Consider the following 19,495-nt stretch of genomic DNA (forward strand, 5'->3'; position numbering starts at 1 on the left):
GCACCGGTTCCATACATCTGCGCCGGGGGTGCGTGACCCCGGTCACGTTGCCCGGGCAAATCGGACACCATCTTTGTGCACGCGTTCACAAAGACATAGCCTGCATCCGACGGGGCGGTCTAGGTACGTGTGACCGCCTGCAGCCCCGCGCTACCCGCAGGAGCACCGTGGCAACTGGCCGAACTCACCGACCGGCGACCCGCAGCCGAGGGATTCCCGAGGCCACCGTCGCCAGGCTTCCGCTGTACCTCCGAGCCCTCACCGCTCTGTCGGAGCGCTCGGTACCCACGGTGTCCTCCGAGGAGCTCGCGGCCGCGGCGGGGGTCAACTCCGCCAAGCTGCGCAAGGACTTCTCGTACCTCGGGTCGTACGGGACGCGCGGTGTGGGCTACGACGTCGAGTACCTCGTCTACCAGATCTCCCGCGAGCTGGGCCTGACCCAGGACTGGCCGGTCGTGATCGTCGGTATCGGTAACCTCGGCGCGGCGCTGGCCAACTACGGCGGGTTCGCCTCGCGCGGGTTCCGTGTCGCGGCGCTGATCGACGCCGATCACGAGATGGCCGGGAAGCCCGTCGCAGGGATCCCCGTGCAGCACACCGACGAGCTGGAAAAGATCATCGACGACAACGGTGTGTCGATCGGTGTCATCGCGACCCCCGCCGGCGCCGCCCAGCAGGTCTGCGACCGGCTCGTGGCCGCCGGTGTGACCTCCATCCTGAACTTCGCGCCGACCGTGCTGACCGTGCCGGACGGTGTCGACGTACGCAAGGTCGATCTCTCCATCGAGCTGCAGATCCTCGCCTTCCACGAGCAGCGCAAGGCCGGCGAGGAGGCCGAGGCGCAGGCCGGGGCCGCGATCGAGGCCGAGGCCGCCGCCGTGGCGGCGGCGAAGGAGACCGGGAAAGGGCCTGACGGGGATGTCCCCGCCGTGATGCCGGCATGAGCCTCCTTGTCGTCGGGCTGAGCCACCGCAGCGCTCCGGTCAGCGTCCTGGAGCGGGCCACGCTGTCCGCGGACGCCCAGATCAAGCTGCTCCAGGACACGGTCGCCGCCGAGCCGGCCGCCGAGGCCGCGGTGCTCGCCACCTGCAACCGGATCGAGCTCTACGCCGACGTGGACAAGTTCCACGCGGGTGTCGCCGAGCTCTCCACACTGCTCGCGCAGCACAGCGGCGTCGGTCTCGACGAGCTCACTCCCTATCTGTACGTGCACTACGAGGACCGGGCCGTCCACCACTTCTTCTCGGTGGCGTGCGGGCTCGACTCGATGGTGGTCGGCGAGGGGCAGATCCTCGGCCAGATCAAGGACGCCCTCGCCACCGCGCAGGAACTGCACACGGCCGGGCGGCTGCTGAACGACCTCTTCCAGCAGGCGTTGCGGGTCGGCAAGCGTGCCCACTCCGAGACCGGTATAGACCGGGCCGGGCAGTCCCTGGTGACGTTCGGCCTGGAGCAGTTGTCGTCCGGCGCCCCGGTCGGCGCCTGGCTCAAGGGCAAGCGAGCCCTCGTGATCGGCGCGGGCTCGATGTCCTCGCTCGCCGCGGCGACGCTCGCGCGGGGCGGGGCGGCCGAGGTGGTCGTCGCCAACCGGACGTTCGACCGGGCGGAGCGCCTTGCGGGGCTGCTGGGAGAGCAATACGGGCAACGCGCCGCGGAGCGGGAGGACTTGGGTGATCCGGGTAATCCCGGTGATCCGGACGTGCTGGCTCGCGCGGTAGCGATGGATTCGGTGGCCGACGAGCTGACACGTGCCGATGTCGTCGTGTCCTGTACGGGGGCGACCGGACTCGTCCTGACGGCGGGCATGCTGGCCGAGGCGGTCGAGGGGCGCACCGGCGCACCGGCCGTCGAGCGCGCTGTCGGCTCCGGCTCCGTACAGGCCGGGTTCCCGCCCACCAGCGTCGGTACCGAGGACGGCTGCCCGCTGGATCTGTCCGCGGTGCAGGGGGCCACCGGTTTCTCCGTCATGGGGGACGCCGCGGTGGCCGGTATGGACGCGGCCACCCTGGAGCAGCACGCCGCCTGGGTGGACAACGGAACCGTCGACCGGCGCGAGGGCCGTCGTACGTCCGAGGCCGAGGCCGAGGCCGATGTCGAGATCGATCTCGAAGTCGTTGCCGCGCTCGCCGCCGCGGCTGCCGCTCTCGGGCGGGTGCCCGAGCGGCGTCGGCCCGAGCCCGTCGTCGAGGTGCCGCGGCCCCGCCCCGTGCTCTCGCTGCTCGACCTCGCCATGCCCCGGGACATCGACGCGGCCGCGCACCGGCTGCTCGGGGTGCGGCTGGTGGACATCGAGTCCCTCGCCGAGGCGTCCGCGGACGCCCCGATGGCCGCCGACGTGGACCAGGTGCGGCGTATCGTTTCGGACGAGGTCGCCGCCTTCGGCGCCGCTCAGCGGGCCGCGCACATCACGCCGACCGTCGTGGCGCTGCGGACCATGGCCGCCGATGTCGTGGCGAGCGAGATCGCCCGGCTCGACGGCCGGCTGCCCGGCCTCGACGAGAAGCAGCGCGGCGAGATCACCCAGACCGTGCGACGCGTCGTGGACAAGCTCCTGCACGCGCCGACCGTACGGGTCAAGCAGCTGGCCGCCGAGCCCGGTGGCGCGGGGTACGCGGACGCGTTGCGGACCCTGTTCGGCCTTGACCCTGAGACGGTTGCCGCCGTTTCCCGGGCTGCTGACCGCCCGGACGGCGACCGCCCGGACGGCGACCGTCCGGACGGCGACCGTCCGGACGGCGACCGTCCGGACGGCGACCGTCCGGACGGCGATGGTCGGGACGTATTCAGCGGCCTTGACTTTGGTCGCGAGAACTTCGACAGCAACAACTTCGAGAGCGCCGAGAACCGAGGGCGAGCATGAATGGGCAAGCACTGAGACTGGGGACCAGGCGGAGCAGACTCGCCATGGCCCAGTCCGGGCAGGTGGCGGACGCCGTGAGACAGGTGACCGGGTGGCCCGTCGAGCTTGTGGAGATCACGACCTACGGGGACACGTCCAGCGGGCAGCTCGCGCAGATCGGCGGCACGGGCGTCTTCGTGACCGCCCTGCGGGAGGCGCTCCTCAAGGAGGAGGTCGACTTCGCGGTGCATTCGCTCAAGGACCTGCCGACCGGGCAGCCCGACGAGCTGGCCCTTGCCGCCGTGCCGGTGCGTGAGGACCCTCGTGATGTGCTGATCGCCCGGGACGGGCTGACGTTTGCCCAACTGTCCGACGGGGCGCGGGTCGGGACCGGCTCGCCGCGGCGCATGGCCCAGTTGAACGCGTACGCGCGTGACCACGGGCTGTCGATAGAGACTGTTCCGGTCCGTGGGAACGTCGACACGCGGATCGGGTTCGTGCGCAGTGGTGAGCTGGATGCCGTGGTGCTCGCCGCTGCCGGACTCAAGCGGATGGGGCGGGTTGGGGACGTGACCGACTTCCTGCCCGTCGACACAATTTTGCCCGCCCCCGGCCAGGGGGCCCTCGCGATCGAGTGCGCCGCGGACAACGCGGACCTCATCGCTGCGCTCGCCGAGCTCGACGACCCGTTCACCCGGGCCGCCGTGACCGCCGAGCGGTCCCTGCTCGCCGCCCTGGAGGCCGGCTGCAGTGCACCTGTGGGTGCGCTCGCCGACCTTCTGGCCGACGGGCAGACTGTCAAGGAAATGCGCCTGCGCGGCGTCGTCGGCACAACCGACGGCTCGACGCTGGTGCAGTTGTCCACCACCGGTCCCGTGCCCGAGACACATGACCAAGCAATGGCGCTCGGCCGTGAACTCGCCGCCGAGATGCTTGCCAAGGGCGCGGCCGGTCTGATGGGGGAGCGAGCACATTGAGCCCCACCACCCTTCCCGCCGGCCTCGAACTCGGGCACGTCACCTTCCTTGGTGCCGGACCCGGGGATCCGGGACTGCTGACTCTGCGCGCCGTGGAGGCGCTGGCGAACGCGGATGTCCTGGTCGCCGAACCCGAAGTGATCGACGTCGTCCGCACGCACGCCAGACGAAACGTCACCGTGCTCGACACCGATACGGGCCCGAGCCCGGACACGCCTCAGCTAACGGTGGTTGACGGTTCGTCAACCACCTCCGGCGTCCCCGCGTCGAAGGACGCGGCCAATATTGTCATGGAGGCTGCGCGGGGTGGCAGGCGGGTCGTCCGTGCCGTCTCGGGCGACCCCGGGCTCGACGCGTACGCCGCCGAGGAGATGCTCGCCTGCGCTGCCGCGGGTGTGCCCTTCGAGGTCGTACCCGGTGTCGCCGCCGCTGTCGGGGTGCCCGCGTATGCGGGTGTGCCGTTGCGGGACGCCCAGGGGGCGGACGTGCGGTTCGTGGATGCCCGTACGGCGTCCGGGCGTTGCTGGACCGAGGTCGGGGCGTCGGACGGGACCGTTGTTGTCTCGGCGACCCTTGATTCTGTGGGTGCTGCGGCTGGGGAGCTGGTCGCTGCGGGGCGTAAGCCCGATACGCCGATGACCGTCACCGTTGCTGGTACCACTACGCGGCAGCGGACCTGGGCCGCCACGCTCGGGACCATCGCGCAGACGCTGAAGCAGGCCAAGGTGCTGCCCTCGCCCGAGGGGCGGCGGCCGGTGATAGCCGTGGTCGGTGAGCGTTCCGCCGCTGCCCAGCGCGACCAGTTGTCGTGGTTCGAGTCCAAGCCGCTGTTCGGCTGGAAGGTGCTCGTGCCGCGTACGAAGGAGCAGGCGGCTTCGCTCTCCGACCAGTTGCGGTCGTACGGGGCCGTGCCGCACGAGGTGCCGACGATCGCCGTCGAGCCGCCGCGGACGCCTCAGCAGATGGAGCGGGCCGTGAAGGGGCTCGTGACCGGGCGGTACGAGTGGATCGCCTTCACGTCGGTGAACGCGGTCAAGGCCGTGCGGGAGAAGTTCGAGGAGTACGGGCTTGATGCTCGGGCCTTTGCCGGGATCAAGGTCGCGGCTGTGGGGGAGCAGACTGCCAAGGCGTTGGTCGCCTTTGGTGTGAAGCCGGATCTGGTGCCCAGTGGGGAGCAGTCGGCTGCCGGGTTGTTGGAGGACTGGCCTCCTTACGATCCCGTTTTTGATCCGATCGATCGGGTGTTCCTGCCGCGGGCCGATATTGCCACGGAGACGTTGGTGGCTGGGTTGATCGAGCTTGGGTGGGAGGTTGATGACGTTACGGCCTATCGGACTGTGCGTGCTTCACCGCCTCCTGCTGAGACCCGTGAGGCGATCAAGGGTGGTGGGTTCGACGCTGTTCTTTTTACGTCGTCCAGCACTGTGCGGAACCTGGTGGGTATCGCCGGGAAGCCTCACAACGTGACCGTCATTGCCTGTATCGGGCCTGCCACGGCCAAGACCGCCGAGGAGCATGGGCTGCGGGTCGATGTCATGGCTCCGGAGCCGTCTGTGCATCGGCTGGCCGAGGCGTTGGCGGACTTCGGGTTGCGGCGGCGGGCTGCGGCTGTTGAGGCCGGGGATCCTGTTACCCGGCCCAGTGAGCGGCGGCCTGGGTCTCGGAGGCGGCGTACCACGTAGGTGGGCGGGGGCTCGTTGCGTTGCGTTGGGTTGCGTTGTGGTTTGGCGTGCGCGGCGCGTTGTCCTGGGGCGCGGGCCGTGCCGGTACGTCGAGCCCGCCGCTTTCCGGGTGTACGGCTGCGGTTTCTAGGGTTCCGATTACTGGAGGAGCCCTACGCGGCGGGCTTCGACGTACCGGCACGGCCCGCTCCCGTGGGTTGTGCGGCTGCGGCTGCGGGTGGGGGTGGGGTGTGGATCCGTGGTGTGCGGGGTGCGGTTGCGCCGACGGTGCGTCGGCAAAGGTGGGGTCGGGGCGGGCGTAGTTTTGGTTTATGACGACTTACGGATCCTTTCCCGGCAGTCGGCCGCGGCGGCTGCGGACCAACCCCGTGATGCGGCGCATGGTTGCCGAGACCCGGTTGCATCCCGCTGACTTCATCCTTCCCGCGTTCGTGCGTGAGGGCGTCAGTGAGGCTGTGCCCATTGCGGCCATGCCGGGCGTTGTGCAGCACACCCGGGACAGTCTGAAGAAGGCTGCCGCGGAGGCCGTGGCGGCGGGGATCTCCGGGATCATGCTGTTCGGTGTTCCGGAGGAGTCGAAGAAGGACGCGGTGGGGACGCCGGGGACCGATCCGGACGGGATTCTGCAGGTCGCTCTGCGGGATGTGCGGGCCGAGGTCGGCGATGAGTTGTTGGTGATGTCCGATCTGTGTCTTGACGAGACCACTGATCATGGGCATTGCGGGGTGTTGGACGGTCAGGGGCGCGTTGACAACGACGCGACCCTGGAGCGGTATGCCGAGATGGCTCAGGTGCAGGCCGATGCCGGGGCCCATGTGGTGGGGCCCAGCGGGATGATGGACGGCCAGATCGGCGTCGTTCGCGATGCCCTTGATCAGATCGGGCGGGAGGACGTGGCGATTCTGGCGTACACCGCCAAGTACTCGTCCGCCTTCTACGGGCCCTTCCGGGAAGCCGTCGCCTCGTCGTTGAAGGGCGACCGGAAGACCTATCAGCAGGATCCCGCCAATGTGCGTGAGTCCCTGCGGGAGTTGGCCCTTGATCTGGAAGAGGGCGCCGACATGGTGATGGTGAAGCCGGCCGGACCGTATCTGGACGTTCTGGCGCGGGTCGCCGATGCCGTGGACGTGCCGGTCGCCGCCTATCAGATCTCCGGTGAGTACTCCATGGTCGAGGCCGCCGCCGAGAAGGGCTGGATCGACCGGGATCGGGCGATCCTGGAGACGCTCACCGGGATCAAGCGGGCCGGGGCGCGGAACATCCTCACGTACTGGGCGGTCGAGGTGGCGCAGAAGCTGCGCTGACCGCTCACCTGGTGTCACCAGGTGAGGGCGTCCGCCATCGTCTGCTGCCAGTACGAGACCGCGATCGAGCTGTCCACGTACACGCCCTCGGTGGGCAGCTTGGGGTTGGTCGAGGTTCCCGTGCTCGTGTTGAGGAAGACCGTGAGCGACTTGGCCGTGTAGCCGTGGGAGCCGCTGCCGTCCGCCGCCGAGAGGCGCACGCCCGCGTAGCCCGACTCGCCCGGGGCCAGTGTGACCACCGCCTGCGGCTGGGACTCCTTGAAGGCCGGCGGGACCGACTGTGCCTCGTCGAAGCGGACGGCCGGGTAGTACGGCAGCGTGCAGTTCTTCGTGCCCGTGTTGGTGACGGTGAGGAGAAGGTGGTTCAGGGGGCGGGAGACCACCGTCGCGGACGAGCGGATGGTGGTGCAGGCCGACAGCTTGGCGGGTGACCCCTGTGACTTCTGCGATCCCTGCGACTTCTGTGACGTTCGTGACTCTTGCGACTTCTTCGAGTCCTTGGAGGTCGTGGAGCCCGTCGTGCCGTCTGCGACCTTGGAGTCCTTCGGGGTTGAGTTCTTGGGGGTGCTCTCCTGTCCCTCGTCCTTCACCGTCTTCTCGTTCGCCTGCGGGGCCGACTTGGGCGATCCCGCGGGGGCGCCCTCGTCCCGGAGGCCTATTCCGTCATTGCACGCCGTCAGCGTGAGAGCGGCGACCGTGACCGCGGCGGCGGCGAGCAAACGGGTGCGAGTGGTACGTGTGGACATGAGGGATCCCCCTGGTGAAGTACGGGCCTTGGTCGCAGGCCTCTCGACCGGGTGCCGGGAAAGGCGTGCTTGGATGGCCCAAGCTTGTGTGGCAGTCCGTCCCGGCCGCCACACCTGCCGGGGTTTCCGGGACGCCGGAACGCCCGCAGTGCTTCTGAGCTGCGGGAATGCCATCCCCCTGGAACGTGGAACCGGGACGTTGGAGACGGAGGAACAGTGGCACGGGACGAGTTCTCGGAGCTGTTGGGGCAGCTGAAGGAGCGGTCCGGGCTCAGTTACGGGGCGCTCGGGAAGCGGCTTCACACGAGTACGTCCACGCTGCACCGGTACGTCAACGGTGACGCCGTGCCGACGGACTACGGGCCCGTGGAGCGGTTCGCTCGGGCCTGCAAGGCCACGCCCGAGCAAATGGTGGAGCTCCATCGGCGGTGGGTTGTCGCGGATGCCCGGCGGGGGCAGGGCCTCGACGGGGGTGACGACGGGGGTGACGACCGGGGTGACGGCGGGGGTGATGTGCCTGCCGAGGGGGTCGTCGAAGGGCTCGACGAAGAGGCGGCTGCGGGAGGGGTCGCCGAAGGGGGTGCAGGAAGGTTTGCCGGGGGCGCTTCCGTCGGCGGCTCGGATTCTTTCCGGTCGCGTGGCGCTTCGGGTTCGGATGCCGCCTCGGCTTTTGATTCTGAGTCGGTCGTGGATGCGGGGGGCGGGGGCGATGACTCCAGTGCTTCCGAGATCCAGCGTGGGGGGCCGCCGGACGTGCCTGGGTCGCGGCGGCGGCGTACCGTCGTGCTCGCTGGAGCCGCCGTGGCCGCCGCTGTCGTGTCGGCCGCCCTCGTGGCGAATCTTGTGCCGGGTGACGACGGCGACGGCAAGAAGCAGTCCGTGGGGGTCGCCGTCGGGACCGCCGACGACAGTCCCAAGGTGAGCGAGTCCGGCGATACGAAGGACTCGTCGCCCTCGCCGTCCGCCTCGCGCAGTGGCGAGGCCGAGGCCTCTCCGTCCCCCTCCGAAGCTCCGACCACCGAGGCCGGTGCCGGTGCCGCGAAGAACAGCGAGGCCGAGGTGGTCGCCTCCGCGCCCGTCGTCGCCGTCAACCCGTATAAATGGGATGGTCCGTGCAGTCAGCACTACCTGGTCGACCGGAAGTTCGAGCAGGTGCCTCCGCCGCCGGGTGAGACGGACGCGCGCGGGTGGGTCTCCGCGCTCGGCGGGGTCGCCGCCGGGGAGCAGATGCTCGCGCTGACCGTGCAGGGCACCGGGGAGGCCACCGTCGTCGTGGAGGCACTGCACGTGCGGGTGGTGGACAAGAGCGCGCCGCTGGCCTGGAACGACTTCGCGATGGGCAACGGGTGCGGTGGCGGCGTGGAGACCACGTCGTTCGGCGTGAACCTCGACGCCGGGCGGCCCGCGACCTCGCCCAAGGCCGGGCAGCGGAACTTCCCGTTCAAGGTGAGCGAGTCCAAACCCCACGTCTTCTACGTCTTCGCGGACGCCCGGGCGTACAACGTGAGCTGGTACCTGGAGCTCGACTGGTCCAGCGGGGACAAGAAGGGCACCGAACGCCTCGACGACAAGGGGCAGCCCTTCCGGACCAGCGGGAACGTGGGGCGGCCCGCGTACATCTTCCCGAACGGGAACTCCGAATGGATCCGGCACCCGTACGACCCCAATATTCTGGGCTGAGGACCCGGTCTTCCGGTCAGGGCACTATCAAGTCGCCCTGAGAGTTAGGTTGTTGCTCGTTTGATGACGCGACTCTCCAGGGAGAGGCCCCATGGCCGGTGATGCTCTCAGCCAGGACCCCGCCGAGCTGAGAAGGAGGATCGACACCACCAGGGCGCATCCGGCACGTGTCTACGACGTCTTCCTCGGCGGGAAGGACAACTACGAGGTGGACCGGGCCGCGGCCGCCGCCGCGCTCGCCGCCAACCCGCGCGGCTACCTCGACGTCCGGCACAACCGCGACTTCCTGCGCCGGGCCGTGAACAGGCTGACGGGCGAGGAGGGCATCCGGCAGTACCTGGACATCGGCACCGGTCTGCCCACCCAGGAGAACGTCCACCAGATCGCCCAGCGCCTCGCCCCCGACTCCCGGGTCGTGTACGTCGACAACGATCCGGTCGTCCTCGCCCACGCGCGCGCCCTGCTCACCAGCGGGCCCGAGGGCCGGACCGACTACATCGACGCCGACTTCGAGAACCCGGCCCAGATCCTCGAAGTGGCCGCGAAGACCCTGGACTTCGACCGGCCGGTCGCCCTCGCGCTCGTGGCGATCCTGCACTTCGTCGAGGACGAGAAGGCCTACCCGGTCGTGCGCGAGCTGATCGACGCCCTGCCCTCGGGCAGCCGGCTCGTGCTCAGCCACCTCACCGAGGACCTCAACGCCGAGAAGATCCGCGCGGTCCAGCGAACGTTCACCGAGCGCGGCTTCACCTTCGTACTGCGCTCGAAGGCGGAGGTCGAGCGGTTCCTCACCGAGAACGGCCTGGAGGTCGACGAGCCCGGCGTGGTCCCCGTCCACCGCTGGCGGCCCGACAACGCGGCGCCCGTCCCCGAGCAGCCCGACGCCGCCTACCTCGCCGGCCTCGACGACATCGAGAAGGTCAGGTACCGCGGCATCGACGACGTGACGGACGCGGACATCAATGTGTACGCGGTCACGGGGCGCAAGCCCTGAGATGCGGCCTCTGTGATGCGGGCCCGTCCGGAGTTCCCGGGTCGTTCTCGTGCCCGGCCGGGCCGCGGTACCGCTCAGTCCCACCAGAACGTCCATGAGCGGGCGCCCAGTACCTCCTGCTCGGCGTACGCCCGTAGGGAGTCGTGGTCGCTCTGCTCGATGTTGGCCGGGCAGAACGCGTAGTGCTCGGCGGCGATCGCCTCCGCCTCGGCCAGGGTCCGGGGTGGGGACGCTACGGAGACGGTGAGTTGGTCGAAGGTGAGTGCCACCACCCGTATCCCGAAGCGGTCCTCCCAGGAACGGAGGACCGCGCACAGCGGTGCCACGTCGTTCGTGAGGTTGGCCGGGCCGCACCAGCCGACGGCCGCCGGGATGTCCGCGCTGCGGCGGGCCGGCACGAGGGCGAGGTGCGCCTTCTCCAGCCAACTTCCGGCGCCCATGAGGGAGTCGGTGATCTCGGCCGCCCGCTCGTCCGGGTCGGCGTCCGGCGGGCCCGCCGGGGCCAGGCCCGGCCAGTCGGTGTCCGATGCCTCGGCCGCGTACTCCTCCCAGAGGTCCGCCAGCACCTCCTCCGCGTCGTGGTCGCCCGGATACGACACCACGTCGGGGTCCAACTCCCACTTGTCCGGGTGGGATTCGCTGTCCGCGCGGCCGCCGACCAGCACCGGATACAGGCCCGCCGCGTGCCGCGCGGACGCCAGCCGCAGCCAGTCGCCCGGTGCCGCCGGGGCGTCGGCGCGCCACAGCAGTGGTTCGTCCCAGGGGCCGTCGATCGTCGTGTCGAGCAGCGTCCCGGGCGGGAGGTCGAGACCGAGCGGGCGGCCGGTCGGGTCGGCCGCCAGCGTCGGCAGCTGGTTCGGGAGAGTCGCCATGCACGTGACTTTAGGGCCCGCCACTGACATCGGCCGCGGGGCCCGGTGGAGGAGGCGCTCGCCGGGCTCCGGGATCAGTCGTCGATGCCGAACCATGTCTTGGCGAGGGCGTCCAGCGTCGGCTCAGGCGGCTTGGGCATCCTGCGCAGAGAGGTGGGCAGGTCGCTGTAGACATGCAGCAGCGTGTACGCCATGAGCGTGTGCGGGTCGAACGGCGCGCGCCCGTAGGCCTCGTAGAACCGCTTCAGCAGCCGGGGCTGCCCGCGCGAGATGTACAGGGCGACGCCGACGAAGTCGTACGCCGGGTCGCCGATCATCGCCGGCTCGAAGTCGAACAGGCCCGTCAGGCGCCAGCCGTCCGGGTCCACGGTCAGATGCTCGCTCATGAACTCCGTGTGCAGCAGCACGCGCCGTGCCGGAGCGGCCAGCGGCACCGAGCTCAGGAACCACGGAATCTGCTCCAGCCACGGCTCCGACAGACCGGCCTCGCGCTGCTGCTCCACCGCGTTCGTGCGCTGCGCGTCGACGAACAGGCCCCACTCGGAAGGGCCGACGGAGCCCGCGAGCGGCGCCGGGTTCAGCGCGTGCAGCGCCGCGAGGGTCTCGCCGGCCTCCGTGACGATACGGTCCTGCTCCGCGGCCGGAATCCGCGGCCACGCCTTGGCGAGGCTCTCGCCGGGCAGCCGGGACATCAGGACGAAGGACCAGCCGTTCTTGTACGCCCCGGCCGAGTACACCTGCGGTGTCGGGACCGGGAGTTTGCCGTACACGTGGCTCAGTACCTGCTCCTCCCGCCTGGCGTCGAGCTCCTCGTAGGCGGGGAACAGCTTGACGACGTGCGCGGCGCCGACGGAGTACACCGGAAGCGAACCCTCGATGAAGCGGATCAGCGGCTTCACCGCCACCCCGAGGCGCTCGCACAGGTCCATCACGGCGGGCCGCAACAGGGCCTCGTCACGGACCATGTCGTCCAGTTCCTCGACTGTTTCGACGAGTGGCAGCACAGGTCAACACCATCCAGTCGGCCGGGTGACGGAGAAGGGCAGTGCAGTGCTCATTGCGCTCCCAGTGAGGTCCAACAGGGCTCTGGATTCCCCGGAGTTGGGGGGTTTGCGCCCCGCAGCATCGCATACTTCGGGGTACGCCCGGCCACCTCAACCCTTGGCCATCACTCATACGGATTGCCAGGTCAGGGGAGGGGGAAGCCAGAGGCATATGCGGACCCCTGTGACCGCACCGGTTACCCCTATCGCGGGGTCCCGCCTGTCGTGTACGCCTTCAACTTCCTTCACTCGAACGGGGTAAGCGGCCGGGCCGGTTGTCGTATGTGCCGAGACCCGGGCGCGGCCCCGTGGTGAGGGGCCGCGCCCGGGTCTCGGGCACAGCAGGGCTGAGAAGGGCAGAGCAGGGCAAGGCTGGTTGCGCTTGGGCGGGTGCCGGTGGCGCCCCCCTCGGGCCTTGTCAGAGGCGGTCGGGCGTCCTGATGCCCAGCAGGGCCATGCCCTGGTGGAGCGTGCGGGCCGTCAGGTCGACGAGGAACAGCCTGTTCTCGACGACCTCCTTCGGGTTCGCGTCGCTCAGCACCTGGCACTGGTCGTAGAACGTCGTCAGGTGCGACGCCAGCTGGTACAGGTACGCGGCCAGCTTGTGCGGCTCGTACCCCGACGCCACGTCCAGGAGCAGCTCGCCGAACTGGTCCAGGTGCAGCCCCAGCGCACGCTCCGCCGGGGCCAGTCCGAGCTCCGGGTGGGCCAGCGGACGTGCGTCCCCGGCCTTGCGGAGGATCGACTGGATACGGGCGTACGCGTACTGGAGGTACACGCTCGTGTCGCCGTTCAGCGACACCATCTGGTCCAGGTCGAACTTGTAGTCCCGGACGGCCGACGTGGACAGGTCCGCGTACTTCACGGCGCCGATCCCGACGTACCGGCCGTTCTCGACGATCTCGTCCTCGGTCAGGCCGATCTTCTCGGCCTTCTCGCGGACCACCGCCGTGGCACGGTCGATCGCCTCGTCGAGCAGGTCGACCAGCCGGATCGTCTCGCCCTCACGGGTCTTGAACGGCTTGCCGTCCTTGCCCAGCACCGTGCCGAACGCCAGCTGCTCCGCCTTCGCGTCGCCGTTCAGCCAGCCCGCCCTGCGCGCCGTCTCGAAGACCATCTTGAAGTGCAGGGACTGCCGGGCGTCGACCACGTAGATCAGGTTGTCCGCCTTCAGGTTGAAGACGCGGTCCCTGATCGCGGAGAGGTCCGTCGCCGCGTAGCCGTAGCCGCCGTCCGACTTCTTCACGATCAGCGGGACCGGGTTGCCGTCCGGGCCCTTGACGTCGTCGAAGAACACGCACAGGGCGCCCTCGGACCACACCGCCACGCCGGCCTCTTCGAGGAGGCGGCACGTCTCGTCCAGCATGTCGTTGTAGCCCGACTCGCCGACGATGTCCGCGTCCCGGATCTCCATGTCCAGCTTCTCGAAGACCGAGAAGAAGTAGATCTTCGACTCGTCCACGAACTTCTGCCACGTGGCCAGCGTGTGCGGGTCGCCCGCCTGGAGGTCGACCACCCTGCGCCGGGCCCGCGTCTTGAACTCCTCGTCGGAGTCGAAGTGCGTGCGCGCGGCCTTGTAGAGGCGGTTGAGGTTCGACATCGCCTCCTCGCCCGTCACCGCGCCGTCCTCGGCGGACTTGTGGTCCAGCTCGTGCGGGTGCTCGTCCAGATACTGGATGAGCATGCCGAACTGCGTGCCCCAGTCGCCGATGTGGTGCCGCCTGACGACGGTCTCGCCGACGAACTCCAGGACCTGGACGACCGCGTCGCCGATCACCGCGGAGCGGAGGTGGCCTACGTGCATCTCCTTCGCCACGTTCGGCTGGGCGTAGTCGATGACCGTCGTGCCCGGGTTCTCCGTGAACGGGACGCCGAGGCGGTCCGCCGGGTCCGTGGCGCGGGCCGCGAGGTTCTCCGTGATCGCCCGGTCCGTGATCGTGATGTTCAGAAAGCCCGGGCCCGAGACCTCGATGTCCTTGATCACGTCACCCTTGACCACCCGGTCGACGACCTGGGTCGCCAGGTCCCGGGGGTTGGCCTTCGCCTTTTTCGCCAGCGCGAGGATTCCGTTGGCCTGGAAGTCCGCCCGGTCGCTGCGTCGCAGCAGTGGGTCCGCGGTCGTGGTGTCCGGCGTGGTCTCCGGCAGGGCTGCCGTGAGCGCGTCCGCCAGGCGCTGGTGGACGGTGGCGGTGAGGGACGTGACCGAGGCCATGGGGTGGGTGCCGTTCTCCTCGTGGGGATGGGTGGATCCGCCCAGTATCCCACGGGGGTAAAGCGAGTTTTCGCCCCCGCCGCCCCTGCCCTCCCCCACTCTCGGCTTCGCTTCAGCGGGGGACCCCCATGAGCGGGGGGATCTCCGTCGTCAGTTTCTGGGGGCTGCCGCCCCCGGGCCCCCGCTCGTCCGCCCCGACGACTTCGACGCGCTCGTGTGGTGGAGCTTCGGCCGCGCCATCCGGTCCATGGCGCACATGCACGAGCTTGCCGCGTGGGCGCGGGAACACTGCAACAACCCCGTTCACGGGCTGGGCCCGCGCTGCTTCCGCCCGCGCACAGCCTGCTTCCGCCCCCGCCCCGCGCCCGCCGGCCGCCCGGTATGGAGACCGGCCGGCCGACAGGCAGGTGTCGGCCCGGATCAGGCCGTGCTTACTTCGTGGCCTCGGTGGAGAGCACGGCCTCGCCCGGCTCGCCGACCGAGCCGTCCCAGGCGTTGTCGTCGCTCGTGATCCACTTGTAGTCCACCACGCAATCCCACTCGGGGTCCTCCACCGGGGACGTGTCCAGGACCGCGTCCATGGGCTCGCCCACGGTCCCGCCCGGGATCTCGACGTCCGACGTCCCCGTCTTCTCGACACAGGCGGGCTTCCCGCCTACCTCGCCCGCGTCGACAACCGCGAGCCGGGTGCCCGTCGACTGCCCGCCGGTGCCCGCCTGTGCGGTGCCGACGGCCGCGCCGATGGTGAGCAGGGCGGTGGCGCCGAGGACGGCGACACGCTTGGCGATCTTGGTCTGCTTCACGAGGAATGTCCTTACGCAGGGCCACCGTTCGGAACGCGGTGGCGATGGGCATCACCGTGTCGCGAGGTACCTGAGGGCACGCTGAGGACCTGAGGCAGGCTTCAGGCTTCGCCACCGGGAAGGCGCGGGTGAGGCAGGCTGAGGGGCATGCATCTGCTGATGGTGGAGGACGACGTACGGCTGGCCGGCCTGCTGTGCCGGGGCCTGGCAGACGAGGGGTTCGAGGTCGACTGGGCCGCCGACGGCTCCGAGGGGCTGCGGCGCGCACTGTCCGACGCGTACGACGTGATCATGCTGGATGTGATGCTGCCCGGACTGCACGGCTACGGCGTCTGCGCGAAGGTGCGGGAGGCGGGCAATACCACGCCGATCCTGATGCTCACGGCCAAGGCCGGCGAGTACGACGAGGCCGAGGGCCTGGAGACGGGCGCGGACGACTACCTGGCCAAGCCGTTCTCCTTCGTGGTCCTCACCGCCCGCCTCAAGGCCCTCGTCCGCCGTGCCGGCCGCCCCGCCACGGCGGTGCTCAAGGTGGGCGATCTGCGCATCGAACCGGTGTCGTTGCGCTGCTGGCGCGCGGACGAGGAGGTCTCGCTCACCACCAAGGAGTTCGCCGTCCTCGCCACGCTCGCCGAGCGGGCCGGTGAGGTGGTCACCAAGACCGACATCGCCCGGCGGGTATGGGACGAGTACTACGACGGTGATCTGAACGTGGTGGAGGTGTACGTCAGTGCGCTGCGCAGGAAGATCGACGCGCCGTTCGGACGCCGCAGCATCCGGACCCTCCGGGGCGCGGGCTACCGGCTCTCGGCCGATGGCTGAGCGCCGCCGGCCACGGCTCCGGCTGCCGCGTCCGAGTACGGTACGGCCGCGTACAGTACGGGCCCGTACGACCGTCGCCGTCACCTTCGTGCTCGGGATCGCGCTGGCCGCCGGTGCCGCCGTCCTGCTCGCGGTCGTACGCGGTGACCTGTTGGACACCGCCCGCCAGGCGGCACAAGAAAAGTCCCTGACCGCGGTGGATCTGCTCTACCAGGCGGAGCCGGAGGGCGAGTACGCCATCGCCGCGAACGGGCAGGTCGACGTGGTCGAATTCGCGCAGTACGCCCAGATGGAACCGAACCCGATGCAAACGGAGAAGGAGGTCATCTCCACGGACTCTTCCGATTTCGCCCGAGCGATGTCGGCGGACGGCCGCTACCGGGTCCAGTCGGAGGTCGACTTCACCGCGGCCCAGGACACCCTGGACAGCATGCTCGCCCTGATGATCCCCGGCGTCCTGCTGATCGTCCTGCTCGGTGCCCTGCTCACCTGGTCGGCGGTGGGCCGGGCGCTGGCCCCGGTCGAGGCCGTCCGCCGAGAGGCCGCCGAGATCACCGCGACCGATCTTCACCGCAGACTCCCGGTCCCGCCCGGCCGGGACGAGATCGCGGGCCTGACCAGTACCTTGAACGCCACCCTGGACCGCCTGGAGCGCGCGGTGGCACGGCTGCGGACCTTTACCGGAGACGTCTCGCACGAACTGCGCAGCCCACTCACCACCCTGCGTACCCGGCTGGAACTCGCCCTGGCCCGCCCCGAGCGCACCGACTGGCCCGAGGTCGTCACCGAAGCGCTCCAGGACACGGACCAACTCCAGGACCTGGTCACGGACTTGCTGCTGCTGGCCCGTCTCGACGCGCACCAGCCCGCACACGACCGCCAGGTCGACCTCGTCGCACTCGCCGCGCTCGTCTGCGAACGCGCCGAACAGACCGGCGCCGTACCGCCGTTGGAGATCACCGCCCCGCAGTCCGCGCCGGTGTTCGGCAACCCCGCCCACCTGACCCGCCTGCTCACCAACCTCGTCGACAACGCCCGCCGCCACGCGACGACGACCGTCCATGTCCGTGTCGCCGTCGACGCCACCGACGTACTCGTGGAAGTGACGGACGACGGCGCCGGCATCCCGCCCGAGGACCGTGAGCGCGTCTTCGGCCGCTTCAACCGCCTTGACGACGCCCGCACTCGCGAAGACGGCGGCACCGGCCTCGGCCTGGCCATAGCCCGCGCCATCGCCACCACCCACGACGGCACCCTCACCGCGGAAGAACCCACCGAACCCCTCAACGGGGCCCGCCTGATCCTGCGTGTCCCCGGCATCTCCACCGCCTCGGCCGTCCCCACAGCCCGGTCGCGGCGCTCGAAAACGAAACGCGAGCCGACGCGGCCCAGGGTCATCAGCGCGAGCGCGAAGGGGTGAGCGCGAAGGGGGTGAGCCCCTGAGAGTGCCCCTGGTCCGCAAGTGGCCGAGATCAGTCCGGCGGTACGACGGTGATGACCACGTTCCCGGCCCTCTGCCCGATCGCGCCGCACGCTTTCGTACCGCTACCCCGGTGATCAATCTCTCCGGCGTTCGAGGAGCAGGGGCGATGAAAAGCAGTTTTCGTGGATGCGGGCAGACCTGGGAGAATGGGGCGGTCAGCCGTGCGAACCGTACCGCCGGCCAAAGACACCTCCTGAGGAAAGAAGGACGTGCCGATCGTGGCTCAGAGCACCGAGACCACCGACTGGGTCTCCCGTTACGCGGATGAGGTCATCGAGGAGTCGGAGCGCCGGGCCCCGGGCACAGTGACATCAGTCGCTACCGCTCCGGTCGTCGTCGTCGCGTCCGGCCTGTCCCCGTCCGGACCCATCCACCTCGGGAACCTGCGCGAGGTCATGACCCCGCACCTCGTCGCCGACGAGATCCGTCGCCGGGGGTACGAGGTCCGGCATCTCATCTCCTGGGACGACTACGACCGCTACCGCAAGGTGCCGAACGGCGTAGTGGGCGTTGACGAGTCCTGGGCCGAGCACATCGGCAGGCCCCTCACCGCCGTCCCCGCCCCGAAGGGCTCCCCGTACCCGAACTGGGCCGAGCACTTCAAGGCCGCCATGGTCGAGGCGCTCGGCGAGCTGGGCGTCGAGTTCGACGGCATCAGCCAGACCGAGCAGTACACCTCCGGCACGTACCGCGAGCAGATCCTGCACGCGATGAAGCACCGCGCGGACATCGACGCGATCCTCGACCAGTACCGGACCAAGAAGGCCCCCGCCAAGAAGCAGTCGCAGAAGGCCGTCGACGAGGCCGAGCTCGAAGCCGCCGAGGGGTCGGGCGCCGCGGCCGAGGACGACGGCTTCGGCTCCGCCGGGTACTACCCGTACAAGCCCTACTGCGGCGGCTGCGGCAAGGACCTCACCACCGTCACGGCCTATGACGACGACACCACCGAGCTGACGTACACCTGCACCGCGTGCGGCTTCACGGAGACCGTGCGGCTCAGCGAGTTCAACCGCGGCAAGCTCGTGTGGAAGGTCGACTGGCCCATGCGGTGGGCGTACGAGGGCGTTGTCTTCGAGCCCTCCGGCGTCGACCACTCCTCGCCCGGCTCCAGCTTCCAGGTCGGCGGACAGATCGTCGGGAGCATCTTCGGCGGCAAGCAGCCCATCGGGCCCATGTACGCCTTCGTGGGCATCTCCGGCATGGCGAAGATGTCCTCCTCCAAGGGAGGCGTCCCCACGCCCGGTGACGCGCTGAAGATCATGGAGCCGCAGATCCTCCGCTGGCTCTACGCCCGCCGCCGTCCCAACCAGTCCTTCAAGATCGCCTTCGACCAGGAGATCCAGCGGCTCTACGACGAGTGGGACAAGCTGGAGGCCAAGGTCGCTGGGGGCACCTCCCAGGCTTTCGGCTCTGGGGGAGGGTCTGCCCTACCGGCGGACGTCGCCGCGCACTCACGTGCCGTCGGCACCGCCGCGGGTGAGCTCCGGAAGACGCCCCGCCCGATGGCCTACCGCACGCTCGCCTCCGTCGCCGACATCACCGCCGGCGCCGAGGACCAGACCCTGCGCATCCTCAGCGAACTCGACCCCGCCGACCCGCTCTCGTCCCTCGACGAGGTCCGGCCGCGGCTCGACAAGGCCGAGGCCTGGATCAACACCCAGGTCCCCGCCGACCAGCGCACCATCGTCCGCGAGGAGGCCGACACCGAGCTCATCAAGTCCCTCGACGACCAGGGGCGCGCATCGCTGCGGCTGCTCCTCGACGGCCTCGACTCGCACTGGTCGCTCGACGGGCTCACGAACCTGGTGTACGGAGTCCCGAAGGTCCAGGCCGGCTTCTCCGCCGACGCCACACCCAAGGAACTCCCAGCGGAGATCAAGGTCGCCCAGCGCACCTTCTTCGCCCTGCTCTACCACCTGCTGGTCGGCCGCGACACCGGCCCGCGCCTGCCCACCCTGCTCCTCGCCGTGGGCCAGGAGCGGGTGAGGAAGCTGCTCGGCGAGTAACCGTACGAGGTCGTACGTGGATGGGGGCGCCC

Annotated in this window: 15 protein-coding genes and 1 pseudogene; 11 read left to right on the forward strand and 5 right to left on the reverse strand. The window is 69.8% G+C overall.

The window, feature by feature from the left end; genetic code table 11:
* Positions 1 to 167 precede the first annotated feature (167 nt).
* From OHA11_RS26725 to hemB, 5 genes are all read left to right on the forward strand, one after another.
* Positions 168 to 944, forward strand: a complete 777-nt coding sequence (locus OHA11_RS26725) for a redox-sensing transcriptional repressor Rex (protein WP_266500548.1) — start codon at positions 168 to 170, stop codon at positions 942 to 944.
* Positions 941 to 2,860: a glutamyl-tRNA reductase gene (locus OHA11_RS26730; RefSeq protein WP_266500549.1), complete on the forward strand. Its 1,920-nt coding sequence runs from the start codon at positions 941 to 943 to the stop codon at positions 2,858 to 2,860. The genes OHA11_RS26725 and OHA11_RS26730 overlap by 4 nt, the downstream gene beginning before the upstream one ends.
* On the forward strand, positions 2,857 to 3,816 hold the full coding sequence (hemC, locus tag OHA11_RS26735) for a hydroxymethylbilane synthase (RefSeq protein ID WP_266500551.1): 960 nt from the start codon (positions 2,857 to 2,859) through the stop codon (positions 3,814 to 3,816). The genes OHA11_RS26730 and hemC overlap by 4 nt, the downstream gene beginning before the upstream one ends.
* Entirely contained in the window at positions 3,813 to 5,498 is a 1,686-nt protein-coding gene (locus tag OHA11_RS26740; protein WP_266500552.1) for a bifunctional uroporphyrinogen-III C-methyltransferase/uroporphyrinogen-III synthase, read from the forward strand. The genes hemC and OHA11_RS26740 overlap by 4 nt, the downstream gene beginning before the upstream one ends.
* 311 nt (positions 5,499 to 5,809) lie before the next feature.
* Positions 5,810 to 6,802, forward strand: coding sequence for a porphobilinogen synthase (hemB, locus tag OHA11_RS26745; protein ID WP_266500555.1), 993 nt, complete (start codon positions 5,810 to 5,812; stop codon positions 6,800 to 6,802).
* A gap of 14 nt (positions 6,803 to 6,816) precedes the next feature.
* Here hemB and OHA11_RS26750 read toward each other — a convergent pair whose 3' ends face one another.
* Positions 6,817 to 7,548 (reverse strand): DUF4232 domain-containing protein, encoded by a 732-nt coding sequence (locus tag OHA11_RS26750; RefSeq protein WP_266500558.1) that lies wholly within the window; start codon positions 7,546 to 7,548, stop codon positions 6,817 to 6,819.
* 216 nt (positions 7,549 to 7,764) lie between these two features.
* Between OHA11_RS26750 and OHA11_RS48395 the strand changes: the two are divergent.
* The 3 genes and pseudogenes from OHA11_RS48395 to OHA11_RS26760 all read left to right on the forward strand — a co-directional run.
* Positions 7,765 to 7,908, forward strand: a pseudogene (locus tag OHA11_RS48395) (helix-turn-helix domain-containing protein); the annotation flags it as partial.
* A 441-nt stretch (positions 7,909 to 8,349) separates the two neighbouring features.
* The gene (locus OHA11_RS48400; protein ID WP_323186785.1) at positions 8,350 to 9,228 is read left to right on the forward strand and encodes a hypothetical protein; all 879 of its coding nucleotides are present in this window, start codon (positions 8,350 to 8,352) and stop codon (positions 9,226 to 9,228) included.
* A gap of 91 nt (positions 9,229 to 9,319) precedes the next feature.
* Positions 9,320 to 10,222, forward strand: coding sequence for an SAM-dependent methyltransferase (locus OHA11_RS26760; protein ID WP_266500563.1), 903 nt, complete (start codon positions 9,320 to 9,322; stop codon positions 10,220 to 10,222).
* 74 nt (positions 10,223 to 10,296) lie between these two features.
* On the opposite strand, the gene OHA11_RS26765 is transcribed toward OHA11_RS26760, so the two are convergent.
* From OHA11_RS26765 to OHA11_RS26780, 4 genes are all read right to left on the reverse strand, one after another.
* The gene (locus tag OHA11_RS26765) at positions 10,297 to 11,094 is read right to left on the reverse strand and encodes a DUF4253 domain-containing protein (RefSeq protein WP_266500565.1); all 798 of its coding nucleotides are present in this window, start codon (positions 11,092 to 11,094) and stop codon (positions 10,297 to 10,299) included.
* Positions 11,095 to 11,168: 74 nt separating this feature from the next.
* Positions 11,169 to 12,098: a phosphotransferase family protein gene (locus OHA11_RS26770; RefSeq protein WP_266500567.1), complete on the reverse strand. Its 930-nt coding sequence runs from the start codon at positions 12,096 to 12,098 to the stop codon at positions 11,169 to 11,171.
* A gap of 457 nt (positions 12,099 to 12,555) precedes the next feature.
* On the reverse strand, positions 12,556 to 14,349 hold the full coding sequence (gene argS / locus OHA11_RS26775) for an arginine--tRNA ligase (protein ID WP_266500570.1): 1,794 nt from the start codon (positions 14,347 to 14,349) through the stop codon (positions 12,556 to 12,558).
* 431 nt (positions 14,350 to 14,780) lie between these two features.
* Positions 14,781 to 15,152 (reverse strand): hypothetical protein, encoded by a 372-nt coding sequence (locus tag OHA11_RS26780; RefSeq protein ID WP_266500575.1) that lies wholly within the window; start codon positions 15,150 to 15,152, stop codon positions 14,781 to 14,783.
* 147 nt (positions 15,153 to 15,299) lie between these two features.
* Here OHA11_RS26780 and OHA11_RS26785 point away from each other — a divergent pair, with 147 nt between their 5' ends.
* The 3 genes from OHA11_RS26785 (at position 15,300) to lysS (ending at position 19,463) form a co-directional block, all read left to right on the forward strand.
* Entirely contained in the window at positions 15,300 to 15,974 is a 675-nt protein-coding gene (locus OHA11_RS26785) for a response regulator transcription factor (RefSeq protein WP_266500577.1), read from the forward strand.
* Positions 15,967 to 17,394 carry a cell wall metabolism sensor histidine kinase WalK gene (locus tag OHA11_RS26790; RefSeq protein WP_266500579.1) on the forward strand — a complete coding sequence of 476 codons (1,428 nt, stop codon included), beginning with the start codon at positions 15,967 to 15,969 and terminating at the stop codon, positions 17,392 to 17,394. The genes OHA11_RS26785 and OHA11_RS26790 overlap by 8 nt, the downstream gene beginning before the upstream one ends.
* Before the next feature lie 272 nt (positions 17,395 to 17,666).
* Complete coding sequence (lysS, locus tag OHA11_RS26795; protein WP_266500581.1) at positions 17,667 to 19,463, forward strand: lysine--tRNA ligase; 1,797 nt, start codon at positions 17,667 to 17,669, stop codon at positions 19,461 to 19,463.
* Positions 19,464 to 19,495 lie beyond the last annotated feature (32 nt).

The sequence above is a fragment of the Streptomyces sp. NBC_00878 genome (genome assembly GCF_026341515.1).
Lineage (GTDB): Bacteria > Actinomycetota > Actinomycetes > Streptomycetales > Streptomycetaceae > Streptomyces.